This window comes from Comamonas sp. SY3 (assembly GCF_041730275.1).
Taxonomy (GTDB): domain Bacteria; phylum Pseudomonadota; class Gammaproteobacteria; order Burkholderiales; family Burkholderiaceae_C; genus Comamonas; species Comamonas sediminis.
In genome coordinates this window covers 401,038-421,251 of the sequence record NZ_JBGTYN010000001.1, presented here as the reverse complement: position 1 = coordinate 421,251, position 20,214 = coordinate 401,038, and the positions used below count along the sequence as shown (strand labels likewise).

General features: G+C 65.5%; 16 protein-coding genes and 1 pseudogene. 9 read left to right on the top strand and 8 right to left on the bottom strand.

Annotation, left to right across the window (positions count from 1 at the left end; all coding sequences use genetic code 11):
* Positions 1-49: 49 nt before the first annotated feature.
* A complete protein-coding gene (locus tag ACCQ08_RS01830; protein WP_373448687.1) occupies positions 50-1,171 on the bottom strand; it encodes an NADH:flavin oxidoreductase/NADH oxidase in 1,122 nt (373 codons plus the stop codon).
* A 246-nt stretch (positions 1,172-1,417) separates the two neighbouring features.
* On the bottom strand, positions 1,418-2,320 hold the full coding sequence (locus ACCQ08_RS01825; RefSeq protein WP_369458916.1) for a LysR family transcriptional regulator: 903 nt from the start codon (positions 2,318-2,320) through the stop codon (positions 1,418-1,420).
* A 371-nt stretch (positions 2,321-2,691) separates the two neighbouring features.
* On the opposite strand from ACCQ08_RS01825, the gene ACCQ08_RS01820 reads away from it, so the two are divergent.
* The 7 genes and pseudogenes from ACCQ08_RS01820 to ACCQ08_RS01790 all read left to right on the top strand — a co-directional run bounded on the left by ACCQ08_RS01820 (position 2,692) and on the right by ACCQ08_RS01790 (position 11,170).
* Positions 2,692-2,985 (top strand): DUF3649 domain-containing protein, encoded by a 294-nt coding sequence (locus ACCQ08_RS01820; protein ID WP_373448686.1) that lies wholly within the window; start codon positions 2,692-2,694, stop codon positions 2,983-2,985.
* Position 2,986: 1 nt separating this feature from the next.
* Positions 2,987-4,686: pseudogene (locus ACCQ08_RS01815) on the top strand (PepSY-associated TM helix domain-containing protein).
* On the top strand, positions 4,683-5,030 hold the full coding sequence (locus tag ACCQ08_RS01810; RefSeq protein ID WP_312525670.1) for a DUF3325 domain-containing protein: 348 nt from the start codon (positions 4,683-4,685) through the stop codon (positions 5,028-5,030). The pseudogene ACCQ08_RS01815 and the gene ACCQ08_RS01810 overlap by 4 nt, the downstream one beginning before the upstream one ends.
* Positions 5,031-5,124: 94 nt before the next feature.
* Positions 5,125-6,303: an efflux RND transporter periplasmic adaptor subunit gene (locus tag ACCQ08_RS01805; protein WP_373448685.1), complete on the top strand. Its 1,179-nt coding sequence runs from the start codon at positions 5,125-5,127 to the stop codon at positions 6,301-6,303.
* The gene (locus tag ACCQ08_RS01800) at positions 6,297-8,321 is read left to right on the top strand and encodes an ABC transporter permease (protein WP_373448684.1); all 2,025 of its coding nucleotides are present in this window, start codon (positions 6,297-6,299) and stop codon (positions 8,319-8,321) included. The genes ACCQ08_RS01805 and ACCQ08_RS01800 overlap by 7 nt, the downstream gene beginning before the upstream one ends.
* A 2-nt stretch (positions 8,322-8,323) precedes the next feature.
* Positions 8,324-9,736, top strand: coding sequence for an efflux transporter outer membrane subunit (locus ACCQ08_RS01795; RefSeq protein WP_373448683.1), 1,413 nt, complete (start codon positions 8,324-8,326; stop codon positions 9,734-9,736).
* Positions 9,737-10,621: 885 nt separating this feature from the next.
* On the top strand, positions 10,622-11,170 hold the full coding sequence (locus ACCQ08_RS01790; RefSeq protein ID WP_373448682.1) for a hypothetical protein: 549 nt from the start codon (positions 10,622-10,624) through the stop codon (positions 11,168-11,170).
* Between the two features lie 196 nt (positions 11,171-11,366).
* On the opposite strand, the gene ACCQ08_RS01785 is transcribed toward ACCQ08_RS01790, so the two are convergent.
* From ACCQ08_RS01785 to leuC, 3 genes are read right to left on the bottom strand one after another with little or no spacing between them, the layout of a single operon-like run.
* Entirely contained in the window at positions 11,367-12,245 is an 879-nt protein-coding gene (locus tag ACCQ08_RS01785) for an alpha/beta fold hydrolase (RefSeq protein WP_373448681.1), read from the bottom strand.
* On the bottom strand, positions 12,245-12,928 hold the full coding sequence (leuD, locus tag ACCQ08_RS01780; protein WP_373448680.1) for a 3-isopropylmalate dehydratase small subunit: 684 nt from the start codon (positions 12,926-12,928) through the stop codon (positions 12,245-12,247). Before leuD ends, ACCQ08_RS01785 begins: the two co-directional genes overlap by 1 nt.
* Positions 12,921-14,336 (bottom strand): 3-isopropylmalate dehydratase large subunit, encoded by a 1,416-nt coding sequence (gene leuC / locus ACCQ08_RS01775; RefSeq protein ID WP_373448679.1) that lies wholly within the window; start codon positions 14,334-14,336, stop codon positions 12,921-12,923. The genes leuD and leuC overlap by 8 nt, the downstream gene beginning before the upstream one ends.
* Positions 14,337-14,433: 97 nt before the next feature.
* On the opposite strand from leuC, the gene ACCQ08_RS01770 reads away from it, so the two are divergent.
* The gene (locus tag ACCQ08_RS01770) at positions 14,434-15,354 is read left to right on the top strand and encodes a LysR family transcriptional regulator (protein ID WP_239811248.1); all 921 of its coding nucleotides are present in this window, start codon (positions 14,434-14,436) and stop codon (positions 15,352-15,354) included.
* Between the two features lie 85 nt (positions 15,355-15,439).
* On the opposite strand, the gene ACCQ08_RS01765 is transcribed toward ACCQ08_RS01770, so the two are convergent.
* From ACCQ08_RS01765 to ACCQ08_RS01755, 3 genes are read right to left on the bottom strand one after another with little or no spacing between them, the layout of a single operon-like run.
* The gene (locus ACCQ08_RS01765; protein ID WP_373448678.1) at positions 15,440-16,231 is read right to left on the bottom strand and encodes a DUF4198 domain-containing protein; all 792 of its coding nucleotides are present in this window, start codon (positions 16,229-16,231) and stop codon (positions 15,440-15,442) included.
* Positions 16,232-16,234: 3 nt separating this feature from the next.
* Positions 16,235-16,750, bottom strand: a complete 516-nt coding sequence (locus tag ACCQ08_RS01760; RefSeq protein ID WP_239811250.1) for an EF-hand domain-containing protein — start codon at positions 16,748-16,750, stop codon at positions 16,235-16,237.
* Positions 16,751-16,780: 30 nt separating this feature from the next.
* Positions 16,781-19,144 carry a TonB-dependent hemoglobin/transferrin/lactoferrin family receptor gene (locus tag ACCQ08_RS01755; protein ID WP_373448677.1) on the bottom strand — a complete coding sequence of 788 codons (2,364 nt, stop codon included), beginning with the start codon at positions 19,142-19,144 and terminating at the stop codon, positions 16,781-16,783.
* Between the two features lie 647 nt (positions 19,145-19,791).
* On the opposite strand from ACCQ08_RS01755, the gene ACCQ08_RS01750 reads away from it, so the two are divergent.
* The gene (locus ACCQ08_RS01750; RefSeq protein ID WP_312459082.1) at positions 19,792-20,190 is read left to right on the top strand and encodes a hypothetical protein; all 399 of its coding nucleotides are present in this window, start codon (positions 19,792-19,794) and stop codon (positions 20,188-20,190) included.
* The last annotated feature ends 24 nt before the right edge of the window (positions 20,191-20,214 follow it).

The following is a 20,214-nucleotide window of genomic DNA, read 5'->3' as shown; positions in this document are numbered from 1 at the left end:
TTAAGCGGGCAAAGGCCTGCGCGGCCACGGCCGCGCAGGGATGCAGCGATCAGGCAGTGGCTGCCTGTTTGCCGGCACCCCGGTAGCGCTCCAGCCAATGCGCGTAGGGGGCCGGCAGTACCCAGTCAGGCCGCGCTGCCTTGAGTTGCTGGGCCAGCGTGTAGGGGTAGTGCGGGTTGGCCAGCATCGAGCGGCCCATCATCACCAGCGACATCTGGCCGTCGGCCACGACGCGCTCGGCCAGCTCGGCGTCGTCAATGCCCCAGCTCGATGCGACGGGCAGGCCGGCTTCGCGGCTGACGCGGGCGGCAATCGGGGCCAGGAAGGCGGGCTCGCCCCATGGGATCTGCACGCCGGGGATGACAAAGTTCACACTGACGTTGAGCAGGTCCAGTCCGCCTTCGCGCATGCGGCGCACCAGCTCGATCGATTCAGCCAGCGTCTCTTCATCGCGGCCATCGTATTCAATGACGCCAAAGCGGGCAGTCAGCGGCAGGTTCTCGGGCCACACTTCGCGTACGGCGGCCAGCGTTTCCAGCGCAAAGCGGGCGCGGTTGTCAAAGCTGCCGCCATAGGCATCCTTGCGCTGGTTGGAATGGGCCGAGAAAAAGCTCTGGGCCAGGTAGCCATGGGCAAAGTGCAGCTCCAGCCATTTGAAGCCGGCAGCCAGCGCGCGGCGCGCGGCGGCGACAAAGTCGGCCTTCACGCGTTCGATATCGGCCAGGGTCATCTCGCGGGGCACGCGGCCCAGATCACCACCAAAGGCGATGGCTGAGGGGGCAATGGTTTGCCAGGCGCGCGGGTCGCTCTCGGGGATATGGTCGTCGCCTTCCCAAGGGCTGTTGGCGCTGGCCTTGCGGCCGGCGTGCGCAATCTGGATGCCGGGCACAGCGCCTGCGGCCTCGATGCCGGCAGCAATGCGTTCCAGGCCGGGCACATGGGCGTCATCCCAAAGGCCCAGGCAGCCAGGGCTGATGCGGCCGTCGGCCGAGACGCCGGTGGCCTCGACAATCACCAGGCCCGCGCCGCCCCGGGCGATCGACGGGTAGTGCACCTGGTGCCATTCGTTGGTGAATCCATCGGTGGCGCTGTACTGGCACATCGGAGGCACGGCAATGCGGTTGCGCAGGGTGACGTCTTTGAGGGTGAAGGGGGTAAACAGGGCAGACATGGATATGCTGGATATACAAAAGAAAAGAGGGAATGGGTCGGCCGTGCAGCCTGCCGCGCCGCAGACTGTTTGGCATCTGCCAGGGCAGGCATTGGCTGCCCCGGGCAGGGCTCTGCGCAGGCCGTCCACCGCTCGCAATTGAGGCGCGCTGGCCATAAACCAAATGCTGGTTTTTTATGGCAGCCATCTGGCTGGCTGATATCAGCCCCCTTCCTGCGCTACCTCTGTGACCCCGCGTTTGCGGGGCTACTGCATCGCCGGCATCGATGCAAACAGCAACTCGCGCAGCCAGCGCTGTGCCGGGTCGTGGTGGCTGCGCTCATGCCAGACGGCCAACTGGCTGAACCCTGGCACCTCCACCGGCGGCTTGCAGACCGACAGCCCGTCCATGCCTGCCACCAGGCGGCTGGGCAGCACGGCCACCATGTCGCTGGAGCGCAGGATGTCGGGCAACACCACAAAGCATTTGAGCGACAGGCTCACCTCACGGCGCTGGCCCAGCTTCTCCAGCGCCTCATCCACCACGCCGTGGAAGCCGCCGCCCTCATACGACACCAGCGCATGGTCCAGCGCGCAGAACTGCTTGACGCTGAGCTTGCGGCCCGCAGCGGCGTGGCCCTCGCGCATCACGCAGACATAGTGCTCCTGGAACAGCTGGCGCGCATGCATGTCCTGCGGCGTGTTGTCGCCGGTCAAAAACGCCAGGTCGATATCGCCGCGCTCCAGCTGGCCCTGCACCAGGCGCGGCTCCAGCGGGATCAGTGATACGCGGATGCTCGGCGCCTGGCGCTTCAAGGCCGCCAAAAAGGGCACGGCAATGGCGCGCAGCGCATAGTCGGTCGCGGCAATGCGGAAGGTGAGCCGGGCGGTGCTGGGGTCAAACACCGGTGGCTGCAGCAGTGCATCGATCTCGCAGAGCATCTGCTTGATCGGCAAGGCCAGATCCAGCGCGCGCTGCGTGGGCACCATGCCGCGCTGGACGCGCGCAAACAAGGGGTCGGCAAAACTCTCGCGCAGGCGCTGGAGCATGCCGCTCATCGCCGGCTGGGTCAGCCCCAGCCTGCCGGCGGCACGGGTCACGCTGCGCTCATCGAGCAGTGCGTCCAGCGCCTTGAGCAGGTTGAGGTCCATGTTCTTGATATCTCGCATGCTTATCGAAATTTTTGAATAGCCAAATTTGGCTGATATTGTCATGGCCCCGCCATGCCAGTGGGGCGCCTATGGGTTTGCGGGGCCGGCAGGGGTTTTCATCGCCAGATGGCTGTTTTTTGCTGTGGCTATTGAGAATGATTCTCTTTACATGGCTTATGATCCAGCCCCATGCCACGAGCGGCTGGAAAGGGATGCTCTACCCGCCTGGCCTGCCGGGCAGCGGGGCGAGCCGGGAGTGTTCGGCAGCCGTTTGGCAACGACTTGGCCCTTTTTTGCATCTCGCGTGTCAAGTAAGAGAAGAAGCCATGGCGCTTCGCAGGCGCACCCAGCGCAGCGGTTCCGATTCCACCACCACGATGCCCTTATCCATGAACCCCGTTCCTCACGCTTCCAGCGCCCACCCGGGCCTGTCCGTCCTGAGCCGCTTGCTGGCCGCCGTTATTGGCGGCTATGCGTTGGCCAGTGCCTTGGCCGTCTTTTTGGCGGCGGTGCTGCCCGCTGCCCGCGCCGAGGCCGTGCTGGCCGGCATGCAGTGGAGCTTTGCGCTGCATGCGCTGGCGGCGGTGTGGGCGTTCTCGCCGGTCTCGCCGGGAAAGGTCTGGCTGGGGATTGCGCTGCCCAGCGCGCTGCTGGCAGCGGGTGCTTTGGTGTTGGGGCGCTGACATGGGCAAGACCGTGATCGACAAGCGGCCGGGCAGCGGCGCAGCGCACGGCGGGTTTCGCCAGGCGCAGGCCTGGCTGCATACCTGGTGCGGGCTGTGGTTCTCCTGGCTGTTGTATGCGGTGTTCCTGACCGGCACCCTGGCGGTGTTCCAGGAGGCCATTGGCCACTGGATGACGCCCGAGCACCATGCCGAAGAAGCGGCGCATGCGGCCGAGCAGGCCGCCACCGAGGCAGCAGGCCTGGCCTCCAGCCGGGGCCAGCGCCTGGCCTGGGGCGTGGCCTTTATGGAGAAGTACCACCAAGGCGCCGAGATGTGGGAGATCTGGCCGACGGACGCCAAGGGCGGCGGTGACCTGAAGGTCTACTGGTTTGACCAGAAGCGCCAATACGCCGATGCCGAGCTGGACACCCGCACCGGCGAGCCTTTGGACGAGGGCCACCATGGCGCGATGCGGGCGACGATGGGTGGCGAGCATTTTGTGCATTTCCACTACGAGCTGCATGCCGGCCAGGCGGGGCTATGGGTGGTCGGTGCTGCCGGCATGGCCATGCTGGTGGCGCTGATCAGCGGCGTGGTCACGCACAAGCGGATTGTTCAGGACTTCTTCACCTTCCGCGCCCGCAAGGGCCAGCGCAGCTGGCTGGATGCGCACAACGCCGTGGCGGTGTTGACCCTGCCATTCCAGCTGATGATTGCCTACACCGGCGTGGCGATATCGGCCCTGACCTTTATGCCCGCCGGCATCTGGAGCCAGTACGGCACGGCGCCCCATGACCGCCAGACTTTTGCGGCCGAGCTGGCTGAGCCGGGCAACCAGCGCGCTCGGGCGAGGCCATGGCTGTCCCCGATCTGGAGAGCTTTGCCGCACGCGGCCAGGCGCTGATCGGCCAGCCGGTGCGTGCGGTGGTGGTAGACCATCCCGGCGATGCGGCTGCGCGCGTGGGCATCTATGGCTGGAACAGCGATGCCGATGCGGACAAGCGCCTGAGCCCCAATACTGGCATGGCCATGTTCTCGGCCGCCAGCGGCGAGCTGCTGCAGCTGCGCATGCCGGGCGAGGCCGAAGGCGGTGGTGCATCGCTCGCCCAGTCGGTGATGGGCGGGCTGCACATGGTCAAGTTTGGCGGCTGGCCGATGAAGTGGCTCTACTTTGTCTGCGGGCTGGCGGGCACCGCGATGATGGCCACGGGCGCCATCCTGTTTGTCGTCAAGCGCCGCAGCAAGCACATGGGCGAGTTTGGCAGCGCCACGGCCGCCGTCTACCGCCTGATCGAGGGGCTGAATGTGGCGGCCATTGCCGGCCTGGCTGTGGCCTGCATTGGCTACCTCTGGGCCAACCGCCTGCTGTCGCTGGAGCTGCCGCAGCGCGCGCAGTGGGAGCTGGGCGTCTTCTTTGGGCTGTGGCTGGCCGCGCTGCTGCATGGCCTTGTGCGCGCCCCGGCCAAGGCCTGGCTGGAGCAGATGGCACTGCTGGCTGCGCTCTGCCTGCTGCTGCCGGTGCTGAATGCGTTGACCGTGGGTGACCACTGGCCCGCGCAGCTGCTGCGCGGCGACTGGGAAAGCGCCGGCGTGGAGCTGGGCGCCTGGGCCTTTGGCCTGGCCGCCGTCTGGGCCTGCCGTGTGCTGTGGCGCCGCCGCACGTTGGTGGCGGGCAAGGCGGCATCTTCTACCGCTAACCAGGTACAGGTGGGCGCATGAACAGTTGGCAAGCATCCGGGTATGCATTGGCACTGGCCTTTTCCGGCATGACGGCACTGGCCTTTGCGATGGACCGCCACCATGCGCAGTTGACGGGCGAACAAGAGATTGCGAGAGGGCGCAGCCGCTTGCTGCGCCTGCTGGGCAGCTTGCTGCTGGCAGCCGCCGTGCTGCCCAGTGTGGGCGGCTGGGGCGCCACCGTGGGGGTGGTGGCCTGGCTGGGTTGGATATCGGCCGGGGCGCTGGTCGCCGTGCTGTGGATTGCGGCTGCGCCGCGCTGGGCGGCGCGTGCAGCGGCTGCAGCGGCGCCGCTGGCCTTGTTGGGTGGGTGGTGGTGGGCCTGAGGGCCTGTTGAAGAACCGTGGAGGGGACGATGGTGGGGGAAGCAATGACGGGTGTGCACAAGCAGTGGCTGGGCGTGGCTGAGGGACATATCTCATGAAGGCCTCGCGTGTCGGAGTGACCGTGGTCGCCGTTGCGGCGGTAGTGGCAGCGGCGGTGCTGTGGTGGTCGGGCCGCCCGGCGATGGCCTACCAGAGCGAGCCGGTGGCGCGCCAGGATATCGAGGCCACGGTGACGGCGATTGGCACCTTGCAGCCGCGCAGCTATGTGGATGTGGGTGCCCAGGTCTCGGGCCAGATCCTGAAGCTGAAGGTGGCGCCCGGTGCCGAGGTGGCCAAGGGCGATCTGCTGGTGGAGATTGACCCCAGCGTGCAGCGTGCGACGGTGGATGCGGGCCGTGCCTCGTTGGCGGGGCTGCGTGCCCAGCTGGCCGAGCAGCAGGCCCAGCACCGGCTGGCGGGCCAGCAGCTGCAGCGCCAGCAGCAGCTGAGCGCGCACGAGGCCACGCGCGAGGAAGACCTGCAGACCGCCCAGGCCAACCTGGCGATGGCCGTGGCGCGCATGGACCACTTGAAGGCCCAGATCAGCCAGACCCAGGCATCGCTGAAGGCCGACGAGGCACGCCTGGGCTACACCCGCATCTATGCGCCCATGGCGGGCACCGTGGTGTCGGTCGACGCACGCGAGGGCCAGACCCTGAACGCGACCTACCAGACGCCCAATATCCTGCGCATTGCCGATCTGTCGGCGATGACGGTCTGGACCGAGGTGTCCGAGGCCGATGTGCGCCGTGTCAAGGAGGTCATGCCGGTCTACTTCACCACCTTGGGGGGCGCGGGCCAGACCAAGCCCCGGCGCTGGCAGGGCCAGGTGCGCCAGGTGCTGCCCGCGCCTGCCGCCAGCCAGGCCCAGCCGGCCGGCAATGCGCAGACGCCGGCACCCGCCACCAAGGCCGTGGCCTATACCGTGCTGTTTGACGTGGGCAATGACGACGCCGAGCTGATGCCGCAGATGACGGCGCAGGTCGTGTTTGTCAGCGCCCGTGCCAGCCAGGCGCTGGCGGTAGCGCTGACGGCGGTGGAAGAAGACAAGGCCCGCGACGGCGCCCATGTGGCGCGGGTGCTGGATGCCGACGGCCAACCCCAGACCCGCAGCGTGAAGCTGGGCATACGCAGCCGCCACCAGGTGGAGGTACTGGAAGGCCTGGCCGAAGGTGAGAAGGTCGTCATCGGCGAGACCGCGCTGCAGCGTGGCCCCAGGTGGCTGCAATGGTGAGCGGCCCGGTGGGCGCAAACCAGCCACTGATCGCACTGCGGGGCATTCGCAAACACTATGGCGATCCCGCCAGCGGCCAGCCGCTGGTGACGGTGCTGCATGGCATTGACCTGGATATTTACGCGGGCGAATTTGTGGCCGTCGTGGGCAGCTCGGGCTCGGGCAAGTCCACGTTGATGAACATCCTGGGCTGCCTGGACCGGCCCAGCGATGGCAGCTACCACTTCCAGGGCCAGGATGTGGCGCAGTTCGACTCGGACGCGCTGGCCTGGCTGCGGCGCGAGGCCTTTGGCTTTGTCTTCCAGGGCTACCACCTGATTGCCAGCGAAAGCGCCAGTGAGAACGTGGAGATGCCGGCCATCTACTCCGGCCTGCCGAAAGGCGAGCGGGTGCAGCGCGCGCAGTCTCTGCTGCAACGCCTGGGCCTGGGCGAGCGCCTGGGCAACCGGCCCAACCAGCTCTCGGGCGGCCAGCAGCAGCGCGTGTCGATTGCGCGTGCGCTGATGAATGGGGGCCACATCATCCTGGCCGACGAGCCTACCGGCGCACTCGATTCGCACAGCGGCGCCGAGGTGATGGCACTGCTGCGCGAGCTGGCCGCCGCTGGCCACACCATCATCCTGATCACCCACGACCGCGATGTGGCGGCGCAGGCGCAGAGGGTCATTGAAATCAGCGACGGCCGCATTGTGGGCGACAGTGCCAGCCAGCCCGAAGCGCCCGCCGCCGCAAGTGCAACTGCTAGTGCAAGCGCGAGCACAGGCGAGGGCAAGCGCATGCAGCTGGCGCCGGTGCCCCAGGGCGGCAGTGCGTCGGCCACGCCACTGTGGGCCGAGCTGCTGGAGGCCGCGCGCTCAGCCTGGCGGGGCATGCGCCTCAACCGGGTGCGCACCAGTCTCACTTTGCTGGGCATTGTGATCGGCGTGGTGTCGGTCATCGTGATGCTGGCCATTGGCGAAGGCGCGCGGCGCAAGGTGGTCGAGCAGATGGGCACCATGGGCACGGCGATTCTCTACATGGGCAGCAAGCCGCCGGCCACCGGCGGGCCCGCTGGCCAGATCACCGAAGAAGACCTGGATGCCTTGCGCGAGCTGCCTGAGATACGGCGCGTGATGCCGGTGATTGGCGACCCTGTCACCGTGCGCTATGGCAATGCCGACAAGCAGGTCTATGTGTTTGCCGCCAGCGAAGAGATGCCGCTGGTGCACCACTGGAAGCCCAGGCTGGGCCGCTACTACACGGACACCGAAGACCGCGATCTGGCGCCCCTGGTGGTGCTGGGCCACAAGGCGCACAAGCACTTCTTCCCCGACACGCCCAACCCGCTGGGGCGGCAGCTGATCATCGGCACCTCGGCCTTCGAGGTGATTGGCGTGATGAGCGAGCGCGGGGCGGATTCGGGCGCGCAGGACTATGACGACATGGTCTTCCTCCCCTACCAATCGGGCCGGGCACGCGTCTACCAGGCGCAGACCCAGCCGGACTATGTGGTGGTGGAGGCCATGTCCTCCGAGGTGGTCAACGAGGCTGAGGCGGCCATCCACCGCGTGCTGCTGGCCCGCCATGGCGGCCGCGAGGACTTTGGCATCGGCAATGCCGCCGCACGCATTCAGGCCGAGGCGGCCACGCGTCAGAGCATGGCGGTGATGCTGGGGCTGATTGCCGCGGTGTCGCTGGTGGTGGGCGGCATTGGCGTGATGAATGTGATGCTGATGACGGTGCGCGAGCGCACGCGGGAGATCGGCATCCGCATGGCAGTGGGTGCGCGGCAGAGCGACATCCTGCGCCAGTTCTTGACCGAGGCCAGCCTGGTGACCCTGTCCGGTGGCACCGTCGGTCTGGTGCTGGGCGCCTTGGTAGGTGCCGTGCTGGTGCTGGCGGGTGTGCCGGTGGTGTTTTCCATCCGGGCCATGGCCGGTGCCTTTGCCTGTGCAGTGGTCACCGGTCTGGTGTTTGGTTATATGCCGGCCAGGACGGCCGCGCGCCTGGACCCGGTACGGGCCCTGGCAGGAGAGTGAGTATGCAGATCTTCCCAATTGCCAGCGCGCTGGCAGCGGCCCTGGTGCTGGCCGGCTGTGTGTCGGCGTGGCCGCAGGTTCAGGGGGTACAGCAGGCGCAACTGCAGGCGCTGGATGTGCCGGCCCAATGGCAGCGCAGTGACGCTGCCCCAGGCGATGCCGTCAGCCAGGGCTGGTGGCGCAGCTTTGGCAGCGCGGAGCTGGATGCGCTGGTGGCCGATGCCCAGCAGCACAGCCTGGATGTGGCCGCCGCCATGGCCAGGGTGCAGCAGGCACAGGCCAGCGCCCGCTATGCCGGGGCCGAGCTGTTGCCATCCGTCAATGCCACCGCCCAGGCCGGGCACCAAGGGCGGCTGGGCGGCCATGCCGAAACGACGGGCCGCAACCTGTCGGTGGGCCTGGCCGCCAGCTATGAGCTGGACCTCTGGGGCCGTCTGCAGTCGCAGCGCGATGCAGCAGGCGCTGCGCTGCGCGCCAGCAGTTTTGACCATGACACGGTGCGTCTGTCGGTCACCGCCGCAGTCGCAGACGCCTGGCTGCTGAACGTGGGCCTGCGTGAGCGCGGTGACATTGCCCAGCGCAATCTGCAAACCGCCGAGCGCCTGCTGGCGCTGGTCGAGTCCAAGGCCCGTTTGGGCGCGGCCACACCGCTGGAGCTGGCGCAACAACGCGGCCTGGTGGCGGCGCAGCGCCGCGCGCTGGCTGCGCTCGACCAGCAGCAGGCCGATGCCCAGCGCAGCCTGGCCTTGCTGCTGGGCCAGGCGCAAGGCCCTGCCGTCCGCCAAAGCAGTGTGCTAGCCTTGCAGGTGCCCCGCATCGACCAGGGCGAGCCGATCGCGCTGGTCACCCGCAGGCCCGACATTGCCCGCGCCGAGGCCCGCTTGCAGGCCGCCGATGCGGATCTGGAAGCCGCACGCGCCGCGATGCTGCCCCGCCTGACCTTGAGCGCTGAGCTGGGCGCACAAGGCCGGCAACTGCACCGTGTGCTGGACAACCCGCTGTACTCGCTGGCCGCTGGCCTGGCTGCGCCCATCTTTGATGCCGGCCGCCTGGCCGCCAACCGTGATTTGGTGATGGCCCAGCGCGAGGAGCTGCTGCTGGCCTACCGCCAGAGCATTGTCCAGGCCTTCAGCGATGTGCAGACCGCGTTGAACGCCGTTGCCGGTGTGCAGCAGCAGGCGCTGGCGCAAGAGGAGGAACTGCGCCAGGCCCGCAAGGCGCTGGCGCTGGCCGAGGCCCGTTACCGCGCCGGCGCCGAGACGCAGCTGGTGCTGCTCGACACGCAGCGCTCGCTGTACCAGGCGCAGGACTTGGCGGTGCAGCTGCACCAGGAGCGCCTGCGCGCCAGCGTGGCCTTGTACAAGGCGCTGGGCGGCGGCTGGGGGCAGGTGCAGGGCGAGCCCACCAGGGGCTAGCGCTTTAACGCTTCTGGTTGGCCAAGGTGTTAGGCAGCGCCGTGCTGGCACGATGGCGTGTGTGGACTTTGCCGTTGGCCGCAGGCTCGGCCCGCTGATACATGGCTTGCATGCTAGAGGTTTAGCGGCTTCTGTTCGAGCCCTTTAGAGCGCATGTAGTCATAAGTGGGACTCATGAATGGCAGCGAAAGGGCCTTTGGTAGTTTCGAGATGACGATTTAGGGCCGCAATCGGCCGCTACGTAGTGGAGGAATCTAAACCGATGACGAAAACTTTCATTGGCGAGCCTAATGGTGAAATACAAGGCTCAGCGCTAAATGGGCCGCAAACAGGCGTCCCTGTCTGTCCTTCCACTCAGCTGAGAAGATATCACCAGTAGTACTCTCGAACCGAGTCCAGATATGCAAGAAGAATTGGCGTTCATTCCTGATCAGAGAGATGGGTTAGGCAAGGATTCATCACCCAAAGCTTGTTGCCAAGGCCAACGAGTTCTTTGAGAGCCAAGTCGGGCCGGCGGCAGGGCTATCTCCTCTGAACAGCGATATTTCTAACACCTCAATGGTGTCCCAAAGATGGGGCGATTCAACGTCTATATGACAGCGTGTGGGATGGCCGAAACCATCTGAGCAGCGGGATTCATTCCAATGATCTTGGTCACCATCAACCGATTGAAAATGTCGACGATAAGCGATGTGTGCAAGGCTTTCAGGACTGCACTTCCGGTGGAAAAGGTCAGGTTCCTGAATGGGTCTAATATCTGAAGATTATCTGAGCGTCACAAGGGGCTCTAGGATTCGTCGATTCGGCTTGGATCAGGCGAATCTGGTGATCTGCTCTGGCCTTGGTTGCTTCACACAGAGGCCGACATTCAAGTGGTTATCCCAGATGCACAAGCTTTCCTATTTTGTCGCCAACAGTTGGGCTCCGTTCTCGCATAGACGGGTGTATACAGTTTTATCAGTGGATTCCACAGCGCGTTTGATAGCAGGCGTACCTGCTGGCGATGCCTTGCCATTTACGGCGCTCGTTGCCAGTCTCGCGCCGCCTTATCTTCTGCTTTTTGTTCTTCACACGTCGCGAGGGGAAGGGGCGGAAGGTCGCTACCAAAGTCCAGCACTTTCACTAGAAGAACTTCAAGCTTTCATCGGCAGATTCTGCTCGTTTCTAGGCGGTGATGCGAGGTTTGATATTTGGGCCTATTCCGTGGAAGAAAGGGCGACTATTGTCTGGGACCGCCACGATCAAATCTTTGCTTACGGTCCGATCGGCCGGTACCAAGAAAGGCTCAATGCACTCGGTTTCGAGGTGGGTGATCCGAGCATTCCGGTTCCACACCAGCACCACTACAGGGAAGAGTTTGACGTAGATGCCAAGGCACTTCTCGTCAGCCTGCCTTGGATGTATTCGGTGTTGAGACCTGAAGATGAGCAATGAATTGCAAACTGTCTGCGCGTTGGCGAACGGCGTTCTGCAGCTCTGCATGGAAAGAAGCGGGCGGAGACAGTCGCAGGTCGGCAGGCCAAGGTCACCCATGCAGTGGGCTCCATAGCAGCTGATCAGTCCTAGTTCATGCAAAAGGCCCGCCGATACCCTCAGCGAGCCTCGAGATGACCACCTCCATCGCTGCCCATCAGACGGCAAAAAACTCCGCCATCTCCTCCAGCAACTGTGCAGGCTGCTCCTCGGCAATGTAGTGGCCGCAGCCGAGCGCCTTGCCGCTGACCTCGGTGGCGGCCTCGCGCCACAGGTCCAGCACCGGGAAGCAGCGCCCCACGGCGCCTTCGGCGCCCCAGAGCACGCGCAGTGGGGCCAGCACCTTGTGCCCCTTCTGCCTATCAGCCCGGTCGTGCTCCAGGTCAATGCCTGCGGATGCGCGGTAGTCTTCGCAGATGGATGTGGCGGTCCCCGGGATGGCAATGCAGCGCAGGTACTCTTGCAGTGCCTCCGGCGCGAAGGCGGCCAGGCCCGCATGGCGGCGTCCCATCACATCGCGGATGTAGGCGGCGGGGTCGGCGTCGATCAGCCGCTCCGGCAGCGGTGCGGGCTGGATGAGGAAGAACCAGTGCCAGTAGGCTTTAGCAAAGGCTTCCGTGGTCTGCTCGTACATGGCCAAGGTTGGTGCGATATCGAGCAGCATCGCACGCTGTACCCGGCCCGGGTGGTCCAGCAGCAGGCGGTGGGCCACACGGGCGCCCCGGTCATGCGCGGCGAGGCGGAACTGCTGGTGGCCCAGGCTGGTCATCAGATCGGCCATGTCCTGGGCCATCGTGCGCTTGCTGTAGGCGGCATGGTGCGGGCTGGCCCCGGGGCGGGCCGAGTCGCCATAGCCGCGCAGGTCGGCGCAGACGACGGTGAACGTTTCGGCCAGCGCCGGCGCCACGCGGTGCCACATCACTTGGCTCTGCGGGTGGCCGTGCAGCAGCAACAGCGCGGGGCCGCTGCCCCCAACGCGGCAACGAATCACGGTGCCATTGACGGCTACATCGCGGGTGTCAAAACGCTCGAACATCAGGCTTTTCCTCCAAAGCTGGCCGGTTGCTGGGCGCGTGGCGTCGCACCCAATTGTTGGCGGGTGCGCAGGGCCACGTCTTTGAGCCAAGGATAGGCTGCCCAGTGGCGCTGCGCAAAATGCCTGATCTCAGCCTGGTACATCAGCGACATGCCGATCAGGTCTGTGCGTTCCAGTTGCATGCGGTGGTGGCGTTCCGACAGGCTGAAGGCGGCATCCACACTCTGGCTCTTGACCCGGAGGGTCTGCAGATCGATATGGACATGCGAGGTCTCCAGGCTGCCGGCATCGGCCATCAGCATGGCGATGTCCGTCTCGGGGAGCATGACCAGCAGCAACTGGTTGTTCATCGCATTGGAGAAGAAGATTTCTCCGAAGCTGGGTGCGATGATGGCCTGGATACCGTATTGCTGCAGCCCCCATACCGCGTGTTCGCGGCTGGAGCCGCAGCCAAAGTTGGCACCTGCCACCAGGATTTCCACATCGGCCCGCTCGGGCTGGTTCAGCACAAAGCCGGGGCGCTGGCGGCCTGCGGCGTCAAAGCGCAGGTCATACAGCAGGCCCTTGTCCAGCCCGGCCTTGTCGATGCCGTGCAGAAACTGCTTGGGCATGATTTGGTCGGTGTCCAGGTTCTCGATCGCCAGAGGGGCCATCTTGCCGCTCAGGATGTGTTGCTCACGCATGCAGGGTCTCCAGACGCCGAACGTCGGTAATGGTGCCGGTGATGGCGGCGGCAGCCGCCATGGCCGGGCTCATCAGGTGGGTGATGGCGCCGCGTCCCTGGCGCCCCTCGAAATTGCGGTTGGTGGTGGAGGCGCAGCGCACACCGTCTGCCAGAATGTCGCCGTTCATCGCCAGGCACATGGAGCAGCCCGGTTCGCGCCATTCAAAGCCGGCATCCAGCAGCAGGCGGGCGATGCCTTCTGCTTCCGCCTGTTGCTTGACCGCGCCGGAGCCCGGGACCACCATCGCACGGACCCCCTGGGCCACCTGGCGCCCGCGCACCACCTCGGCCACGGCCCGCAGATCTTCCATGCGGGCGTTGGTGCAGGAGCCGATGAAGACATGCTGGATGGCGATGCCTTCGAGCGGCATACCTGCTGCGAGCCCGGTGTAGCGCAGTGCCTGCTCGGTACTGCGGCGCAGGGGCCCAGGGGCCTGCATCGCCGGGTCAGGAACCGCGCCACCAACGGGCGCGACCTGGTCCGGGCTGGTGCCCCAGGTCACATGCGGGGGCACGTCGCTGGCATCAAAACGGTGCTCCACATCAAACACCGCGCCTGCATCGCTGCGCAGGCTGGCCCAGTGCTGCAGGGCGGCCTGCTGTACGGCGCCACTCAGGTCTGCGGAGCGCGCAAGCACATAGTCTGCGGCCTCCTGGTCGGGCGCGATCAAGGCGCCACGGGCGCCTGCCTCGACGGCCATATTGCACACGGTAAAGCGCGCTTCGATCGACATGGCATCGAATGCGGTGCCGCAGAACTCGATGACATGGCCTCGCGCACCCTGGGCGCCGATATGGCCGATGACCATGAGGATCAGGTCCTTGGCGGTGGTGCCCAGCGGCAGCACGCCATCGACCTGGATGCGCATGTCCTTGGCGAGCCGGTACACCAAGGTTTGCGTGGCCAGTACGTGCTCGACCTCCGACGTGCCGATGCCAAAGCCCAGCGCGCCCAATGCCCCGTAGGTCGTCGTGTGCGAATCGCCGCAAATGACCACCATGCCGGGCCGGACCATGCCGTGCTCAGGCGCCACCACGTGCTCGATGCCTTGCAGCGCATCCTGGGTGCCGAACAGGGGAATGCCATGCTGCTCGCAGTTCTTGCGCAGGTTGCTGGCCTGGAGCGCGGGCGCAGCATCGCGGATGACGCGGATGACGCCCGGGTCGGTCGGAATCACGTGGCTGACCACGGCCATGTTCTGGCCGGGCATCAGCACCTGGCGCCCTTGCTCGTCCAGGCCGGCAAAGGCCTGGGGGCTGGTGTACTCGTTCATCAAGTGCAGATCGCAGAACAGCAGGACGTTCTGCGCATCGAGCTGGGCGACGGTATGGGCGTCGACCAGCTTGCGGTAAAGGGTGCGGTGCATGTGGGGAGCTCTGTGTACTGATGGCTCCGAGTCTCACAGCTGAGGCGAAAATATACAATGCGCGCCAGAGCACGACTTTCGGTCGCTGGAGTTACGAATGGATGGATTTTCCGACATCGCCTTTTTTGCGCTGCTCAGCAAAGAGGGCAGCATGCGCAGCGCGGCCCAGCAGCTCGGTGTCACCGGCCCGGCCGTCAGCAAGCGCCTGGCGGCGCTCGAAGCGCGATTGGGTGCCCGGCTGATGCAAAGAACCACCCGCCGCATGGGCTTGACGCCTGAGGGCGAGCGCTACCTGGTCGAGGGTGCGCGTCTGCTCTCCGAGCTGGGTTCGCTGGAGCGTGCCATTGGCGGGGCGGCCGCCGTGCCGCAGGGCCTGTTGCGGGTCAATGCCACCTTCGGCTTTGGGCGCCGGCATATTGCGCCAGCGCTGGGAACGTTTGCACGCCGCTATCCAGAGGTGGAGGTACAGCTGCAGCTGAGCGACCGGCCTGCCGATCTCGCTCAGGACCGTTTCGATGTGGTCATTCGGATGGGCGATATGCCCGATTCGCGCTGGACGGCCCGGGTGCTGGCACGCAACCGCCGTGTGCTTTGTGCCTCGCCAGGCTATCTGCAAGACAGGGGCGCGCCATCGTCACCGCAAGCGCTGACGCGCCATGCCTGCCTCTTTATCCGCGAGGGCGACGAGGCGTTTGGCACCTGGCATCTGCGCAACGGGACACAGACAGAAACGGTGAAGGTGAGGGGGCCGCTGAGCGCCAACGATGGCGAGTCGGCCACCGCCTGGGCGTTGGCGGGGCACGGCATCCTGATGCGCTCGGAGTGGGAGGTCGGCCCACTGCTGCGCGCGGGTCAACTGCTGCCGGTGCTGCCGGATTGGCGGCTGCCGCCCGCCGATATCTATCTGCAGTTCCACGGCGGAGCCCATCTGCCCGCCAAGACCAAGGCGCTGGTGGACCACCTGGTTGAGGTGTTCGCGCCGCAGCGCCCGCCGGGGAGGGCGGATGCCAACTGGTGATGGGTGATGGAAGGCGGGCCGTGGCCCTGCGGGGAGCTTGCAAGAGATGGAGCAAGCGCTGCGAGTGCCACAGCCCTGAGCAACACTACTGCTCCAGCACCCGGAAGGTCAGCGTGTAGTTGTAGCCATAGGTCGGCGCGGCAGCGCCTTCGGGGGCTGGGGCGCGGTGGCGTACCAGCGCCATGTAGATGCCCGGTTTGCTTGGGGTCCAGCTGATGTCGCCCTGCGCATCGGTGCTGAGCTCATCCACGCTGTTCTGGCCTTGCAGGTCCATCGGCGATCGGTAGATGCTGACCTTGTGGTCTGCCAGCGGCTTGCCGTCAAAGTGCACTGCAAAGTTGAATCTCTCTGCGGCGAACACATCGCTGGGGTGCGTGCTGGGCACGATCTCCAGCCCCTTGCCGTAGGGCTTGGTGGGGGTGGGCGCACCGGCGGTGACATAGGCCTCGGAGACCGACAGTGACTGGTAGTGCAGCTTCATCACGCCACCCTCGGGCATGGCGGCCTGGGGGTCGCGCACGACGGTGGTTTTGCCGTTCACTTCCCAACTGCGGAAGATGGCGCCCAGACGCGGGCCAGTGGAGAGGCGGTAGGTACCTTTCTCGTCAGGCAGTTTTTGCTCCGCCACCGTGCGGGTCTTGAACTGGTGCACATCTCCAAAGGGCAGCGTGGTGCCCGAGGGCGTGGTGACGCTGAACGGCGTGTCGCCAAATTGGACCTCGGACAGGAACAGTTTTTCTGCAAAGCCCGCATCCACACTGATGGTGGATTTGGGCTGCACATCGAACACGCTGGGCAGCAGAAAGGGCATGTGGGCCTGGGCGGCGCTCAGGCTGAACGTCGCCGCAAGCGCAGCAAACAGATGGCGCGCTTGCATGGTTTACTGCCCTGCCATGTCGGCTGCGTTGACCACACCGTCGCCGTTGCGGTCGGCGTTCTTGAAGGTCTTGTTGGCAATGTCGATTTCTTCTTCGAGGCTCAGCTTGCCATCCTTGTTGGTATCGAGGATGTGGAAACGCACATGGGCCTGCTTGATGCTGCCTTCGTACTGCTGGTCGGGCTTCTTGCCTGCAGCAGCATATTGGGCCTTGAGGCGGCCTTCAAACTCGGCCACGTATTCGTCCTCGCTCAGCCAGCCATCGTTGTTGGTGTCGGCGGCGACGAAGCGCTGCTTGCGCAGGGTGTCGTATTCCTCACGGGTGACGACGCCGTCACGGTTGGCGTCATAGCTGCCGATGAAGGCATTGTGGCCGTGGCCGCCCACGGGGGCGACTGGGCCCTGGGCTGCGGTCTTGGCAGCAGCGGCGGGGGCTGCGGTCTTGCTGTCGTTGCTGGCGCAGGCCGTCAGCAGCGCGGCGGCTGCGAGTGCGGCCATGGTGGCGGAAAAGCGGTTCATGCCGGGGTCCTTTCTTGGTGGGAGATGAGCTTAGAAATTGACGTTCAACGAGACGGCGTAGGTGCGGCCCGGGTTGGTCAGCAGCTGGATGTCGCGCTGGTCCTTGGCGACGGAGGGCTGCAGGCTGCGGCTGCTGGCGTAATCCCAGTAGCGCTTGTCCGTCAGGTTGTAGATGCCGACGTTGAGGCGGGCGTTCTTGTTGATCTGCCAGTAGCCCGACAGGTCGAACAGCGCATAGCCGGGCACGCGGAACTGCTCGATGCTGGAGTCGGCAAGGTTGCTGCCGGCATTGGTGTAGCTGTCGCGGTTGGTGGCCTGGGCCTGCTTGCCGGCCACAAAGGTGCCGGTCATGTTCACGCCCCAGGCGCGCATGGGCGCGTCATAGCCCACGCCGATGATGGCCTTGCGCGGCTGGATGGTATCCAGCGGCACGTCCTTGTCACCGGCATAGTAGGACTTGGAGGTGCCATGGGCCAGGCCCAGCGCCCAGGTCGAGTACAGGCCCTTGACGGCGGGTGCCCACTGGCCGTGGTCCAGGCGGGCGCTCATTTCCAGACCATAGATCGTGGCCTCGTCGCGGTTCTCGGCCTGGTAGATGGTGCCGATGTGCGCCGGCACATTGCTGAACTTGTCCGGTGCGCTGGCGCGGGTGTAGCGGGTGTAGCCGATGAAATCCTTGTAGCGCGTGTAGAAGGTCGATGCATTGAACAGCACGCCGTCCGCCGGTGAGCCCTTGACGCCGATCTCAAAGGCGTTGCTGGTCTCTTGCTTGAGGTTGCTGTTGCCGATCAGTGCGTACTGGGCAGAGCCGGCATAGTTCTGGTCCATGTTCCAGGAGCCAAACACCTCGCCAGCGGTCGGTGCACGGCCACTGCGCTTGTACTGGCCGTAGGCGATGAATTGGGGCGTCAGCGCATAGGTCAGGCCCAGGCTCGGGCTCCAGATGGTGCTGCTGAGGTTGCTGTACAGCTTGGAGGCGGCCTCTTCGGTCAGCGCACCTTCGGCAAAATCGCCCAGATGCTTGGGCTCCACCTGGACCCGGTCCACGCGCAGCGCTGGAATCACGCCCAGGCGTTTGCCGCCGACGTCAAAACCGATGTCATCCTGGATGAAGGCACCCAGGCGCGTGGTGTCGGTGTCGGGCTGTGGCTTCATGTAGCCCGGCACGTTCCAGGGGCGCTCCTGGCTCTGCGCCTGCGCGTTGAAGCCGAAGCTGATGCGATGGCGGCCGATGTGCTTGTCGCCGGTCGTCGACAGGCCCCAGGCCTTGGTCTTGTTTTGCGACAGGTTGCGCGTGGTGGCGCCGCCCGCCAACGTCGTGGTGTCGGTCACGTCTTCGGTATCGGTGTTCTGGAAGAACAGGCGCGTGTCCAACTGGTCCAGCACGGCGTTGGTGGGCGTCCACAGGTGCGACAGCTGCAGCGTGTTGCGGCTGGTGTCGCTGTCCTGCCTATTGTTTTGCGTGATGGTGCTGTTGTCGCTGCTCCAGCCATAGAACTGGTTCTGGTTGCTGCGCCGGTACAGGTCGGCGGACAGCTCCAGGCGGTTCTCGGCATCGATCTGCAGGCCGCCCTTCATCAGCAGCGCGTTGGAATGCCAGTCTTCCGGCGATGCCTTGATGCCCAGCGCGCTGTTGTTCTGCGTCTCCTTGCCATCGCGGCGCGAGAAGGCGATCAGGCCATCGAGGCTGCCCGATTTGCCGGCTGCGGTGATGCTTTCGTTCCAGGAATGGTCGGCGGAATCAAAGCCGAGCTTGCCACCGAAGTAGCTGGTGTTGCCATTGCGCAGAAAGTCGCTGGCCGACTTGGTCTTGAAGCTGACGGCACCGCCAATGCCGCCAGCGGCGCGCCGGGCCGTGGTGGTGCCCGACTGGATACCGACCGAGGAGAACATCTCCGGGTCGATAAAGTCGCGGCCAATGCCAAAGGTGTTGTTGCCGGCGCGGCTGACATAGGGGCGGGTGCTCGCATCGGGCATTTCAATGCCGTCCACATCCATGCCGATGCGGTTGCCTTCGATACCGCGAATGTTGTAGCCGGTGGTGCCCGAGCGGTCAAAGCTGCTGCGGTTGCGGCTGGTGCCCGATGCCGTGCCGGGGGCCGACACCAGGGGCTGGTAGCGCGAGATGTCCGCCATGCTGTTGGCTTTTTCCAGCTCCTCGCCGGAGATCACGGTGATCGTGCCGGGGGCCTTTTCTGCCTTGGCCTGCACCGTGACTTGCGGCATCGTCGATTCCGTCTGTGCCAGTGGCACAGCCGGCTCCGGCGCGGCCTGCTGCGCCCAGGCACCGCTGGATACCAGCGCGGCCACGGCAGCGGCCAGGCAACAGGGTTGGAAAGTGGAAGTGGCGCGCGCAGCCATGCGCTGCGCCTTGTCAGAGGTGCGAGAAGCCATAGGGTCCAGCCAGTGAATGCAAAAGGGGAAGGAAAGACTGCTGGCTACTGACCCGTGCTGCATGCGGAGGATGCAGGCTCAAGGCAAGGTGTTGTTATTGCTGGCGCCTGAAAAATGCCATTTTATATGAAAATGATTATCATTTGCGTTGTTTCTTGGCATCGCCTTGTTGGCAAGCCTCGTGCTGCGGTGGCATGGACGGGGTCAGCGCTGCTGCTAAGGCCCTACATCCCGCCCAAGCGCGTCGCAGTCCTCAAGCGGTGCAGGTGCGGGTAGTGGAACCCGCTGAAGTGGTCGCTGCAGAGGGGAGCTGCAGTGGCCCGGCACCTGCCCCGGTTGGCCTGACCACCCCGCAGCCGCTGGACACCGGCAGCGGCACTTGCGATGCCCGGCCACCCTGGTGAAGCTGCCTTGCCGCGCTACCGCCCAGGCCCGCGAGTCATTGATGTGTTCGCAGCGCAGGGCGGGATCCTGCGGAGGATCTGGCAGCGCTGCTGAACGCCCTCATCGCCTTCATTGGGTGGGTGGATCAGGCTATATGGAATATGATCATCTCGCTGATAACGCGGTCCCGAGGACGCTCGCTGTGCAGGCCTGCCCAGCCGCGCAGGACCGCACCGAGAAATTCAATGAGAGGATATGCCACCATGAAAAAGCCCGCTGCTCGTCCCCTGTCCGCCCTGGTGCTGGCCACCGTTCTGGGGGGGCTGGCCTGTGCCGCTTCTGCCGCGCCGCTGACGTTTCTGAACCAGACCATCACCGCCAGCGTTCCCGCCAAGGATGTGCCCGCGCTGCGCAAGGCGGTGGGCGATGTGCTGAACCATGCCGCTGACAAAAGCACCACACAATGGACCAGCAGCCACGGCCCGCGCTCGCGCCAGGTGCAGATGGCACTGACCCCGCTGCAAACCAGCCAGACCCAGAAGGCCGATACCTGCCGCCTGCTGAATGTGGAAGCCAGCCGGCCCACCGGCAAGCGCAAGGAGGAGTGGCAGTTCTGGTTCTGCAAACAGGCCGACGGCACCTGGAAGGCCAGCGCCCAGTAAACACGCAGCCGGGTCGCCCCTGCC

Bases quoted from the DNA above. Each gene is read 5' to 3' on its own strand.
- ACCQ08_RS01830 (WP_373448687.1), bottom strand. From the start codon at position 1,171: ATGTCTGCCCTGTTTACCCCCTTCACCCTCAAAGACGTCACCCTGCGC.
- ACCQ08_RS01825 (WP_369458916.1), bottom strand. From the start codon at position 2,320: ATGCGAGATATCAAGAACATGGACCTCAACCTGCTCAAGGCGCTGGAC.
- ACCQ08_RS01820 (WP_373448686.1), top strand. From the start codon at position 2,692: ATGAACCCCGTTCCTCACGCTTCCAGCGCCCACCCGGGCCTGTCCGTC.
- ACCQ08_RS01810 (WP_312525670.1), top strand. From the start codon at position 4,683: ATGAACAGTTGGCAAGCATCCGGGTATGCATTGGCACTGGCCTTTTCC.
- ACCQ08_RS01805 (WP_373448685.1), top strand. From the start codon at position 5,125: ATGAAGGCCTCGCGTGTCGGAGTGACCGTGGTCGCCGTTGCGGCGGTA.
- ACCQ08_RS01800 (WP_373448684.1), top strand. From the start codon at position 6,297: ATGGTGAGCGGCCCGGTGGGCGCAAACCAGCCACTGATCGCACTGCGG.
- ACCQ08_RS01795 (WP_373448683.1), top strand. From the start codon at position 8,324: ATGCAGATCTTCCCAATTGCCAGCGCGCTGGCAGCGGCCCTGGTGCTG.
- ACCQ08_RS01790 (WP_373448682.1), top strand. From the start codon at position 10,622: ATGCACAAGCTTTCCTATTTTGTCGCCAACAGTTGGGCTCCGTTCTCG.
- ACCQ08_RS01785 (WP_373448681.1), bottom strand. From the start codon at position 12,245: ATGTTCGAGCGTTTTGACACCCGCGATGTAGCCGTCAATGGCACCGTG.
- leuD (WP_373448680.1), bottom strand. From the start codon at position 12,928: ATGCGTGAGCAACACATCCTGAGCGGCAAGATGGCCCCTCTGGCGATC.
- leuC (WP_373448679.1), bottom strand. From the start codon at position 14,336: ATGCACCGCACCCTTTACCGCAAGCTGGTCGACGCCCATACCGTCGCC.
- ACCQ08_RS01770 (WP_239811248.1), top strand. From the start codon at position 14,434: ATGGATGGATTTTCCGACATCGCCTTTTTTGCGCTGCTCAGCAAAGAG.
- ACCQ08_RS01765 (WP_373448678.1), bottom strand. From the start codon at position 16,231: ATGCAAGCGCGCCATCTGTTTGCTGCGCTTGCGGCGACGTTCAGCCTG.
- ACCQ08_RS01760 (WP_239811250.1), bottom strand. From the start codon at position 16,750: ATGAACCGCTTTTCCGCCACCATGGCCGCACTCGCAGCCGCCGCGCTG.
- ACCQ08_RS01755 (WP_373448677.1), bottom strand. From the start codon at position 19,144: ATGGCTTCTCGCACCTCTGACAAGGCGCAGCGCATGGCTGCGCGCGCC.
- ACCQ08_RS01750 (WP_312459082.1), top strand. From the start codon at position 19,792: ATGAAAAAGCCCGCTGCTCGTCCCCTGTCCGCCCTGGTGCTGGCCACC.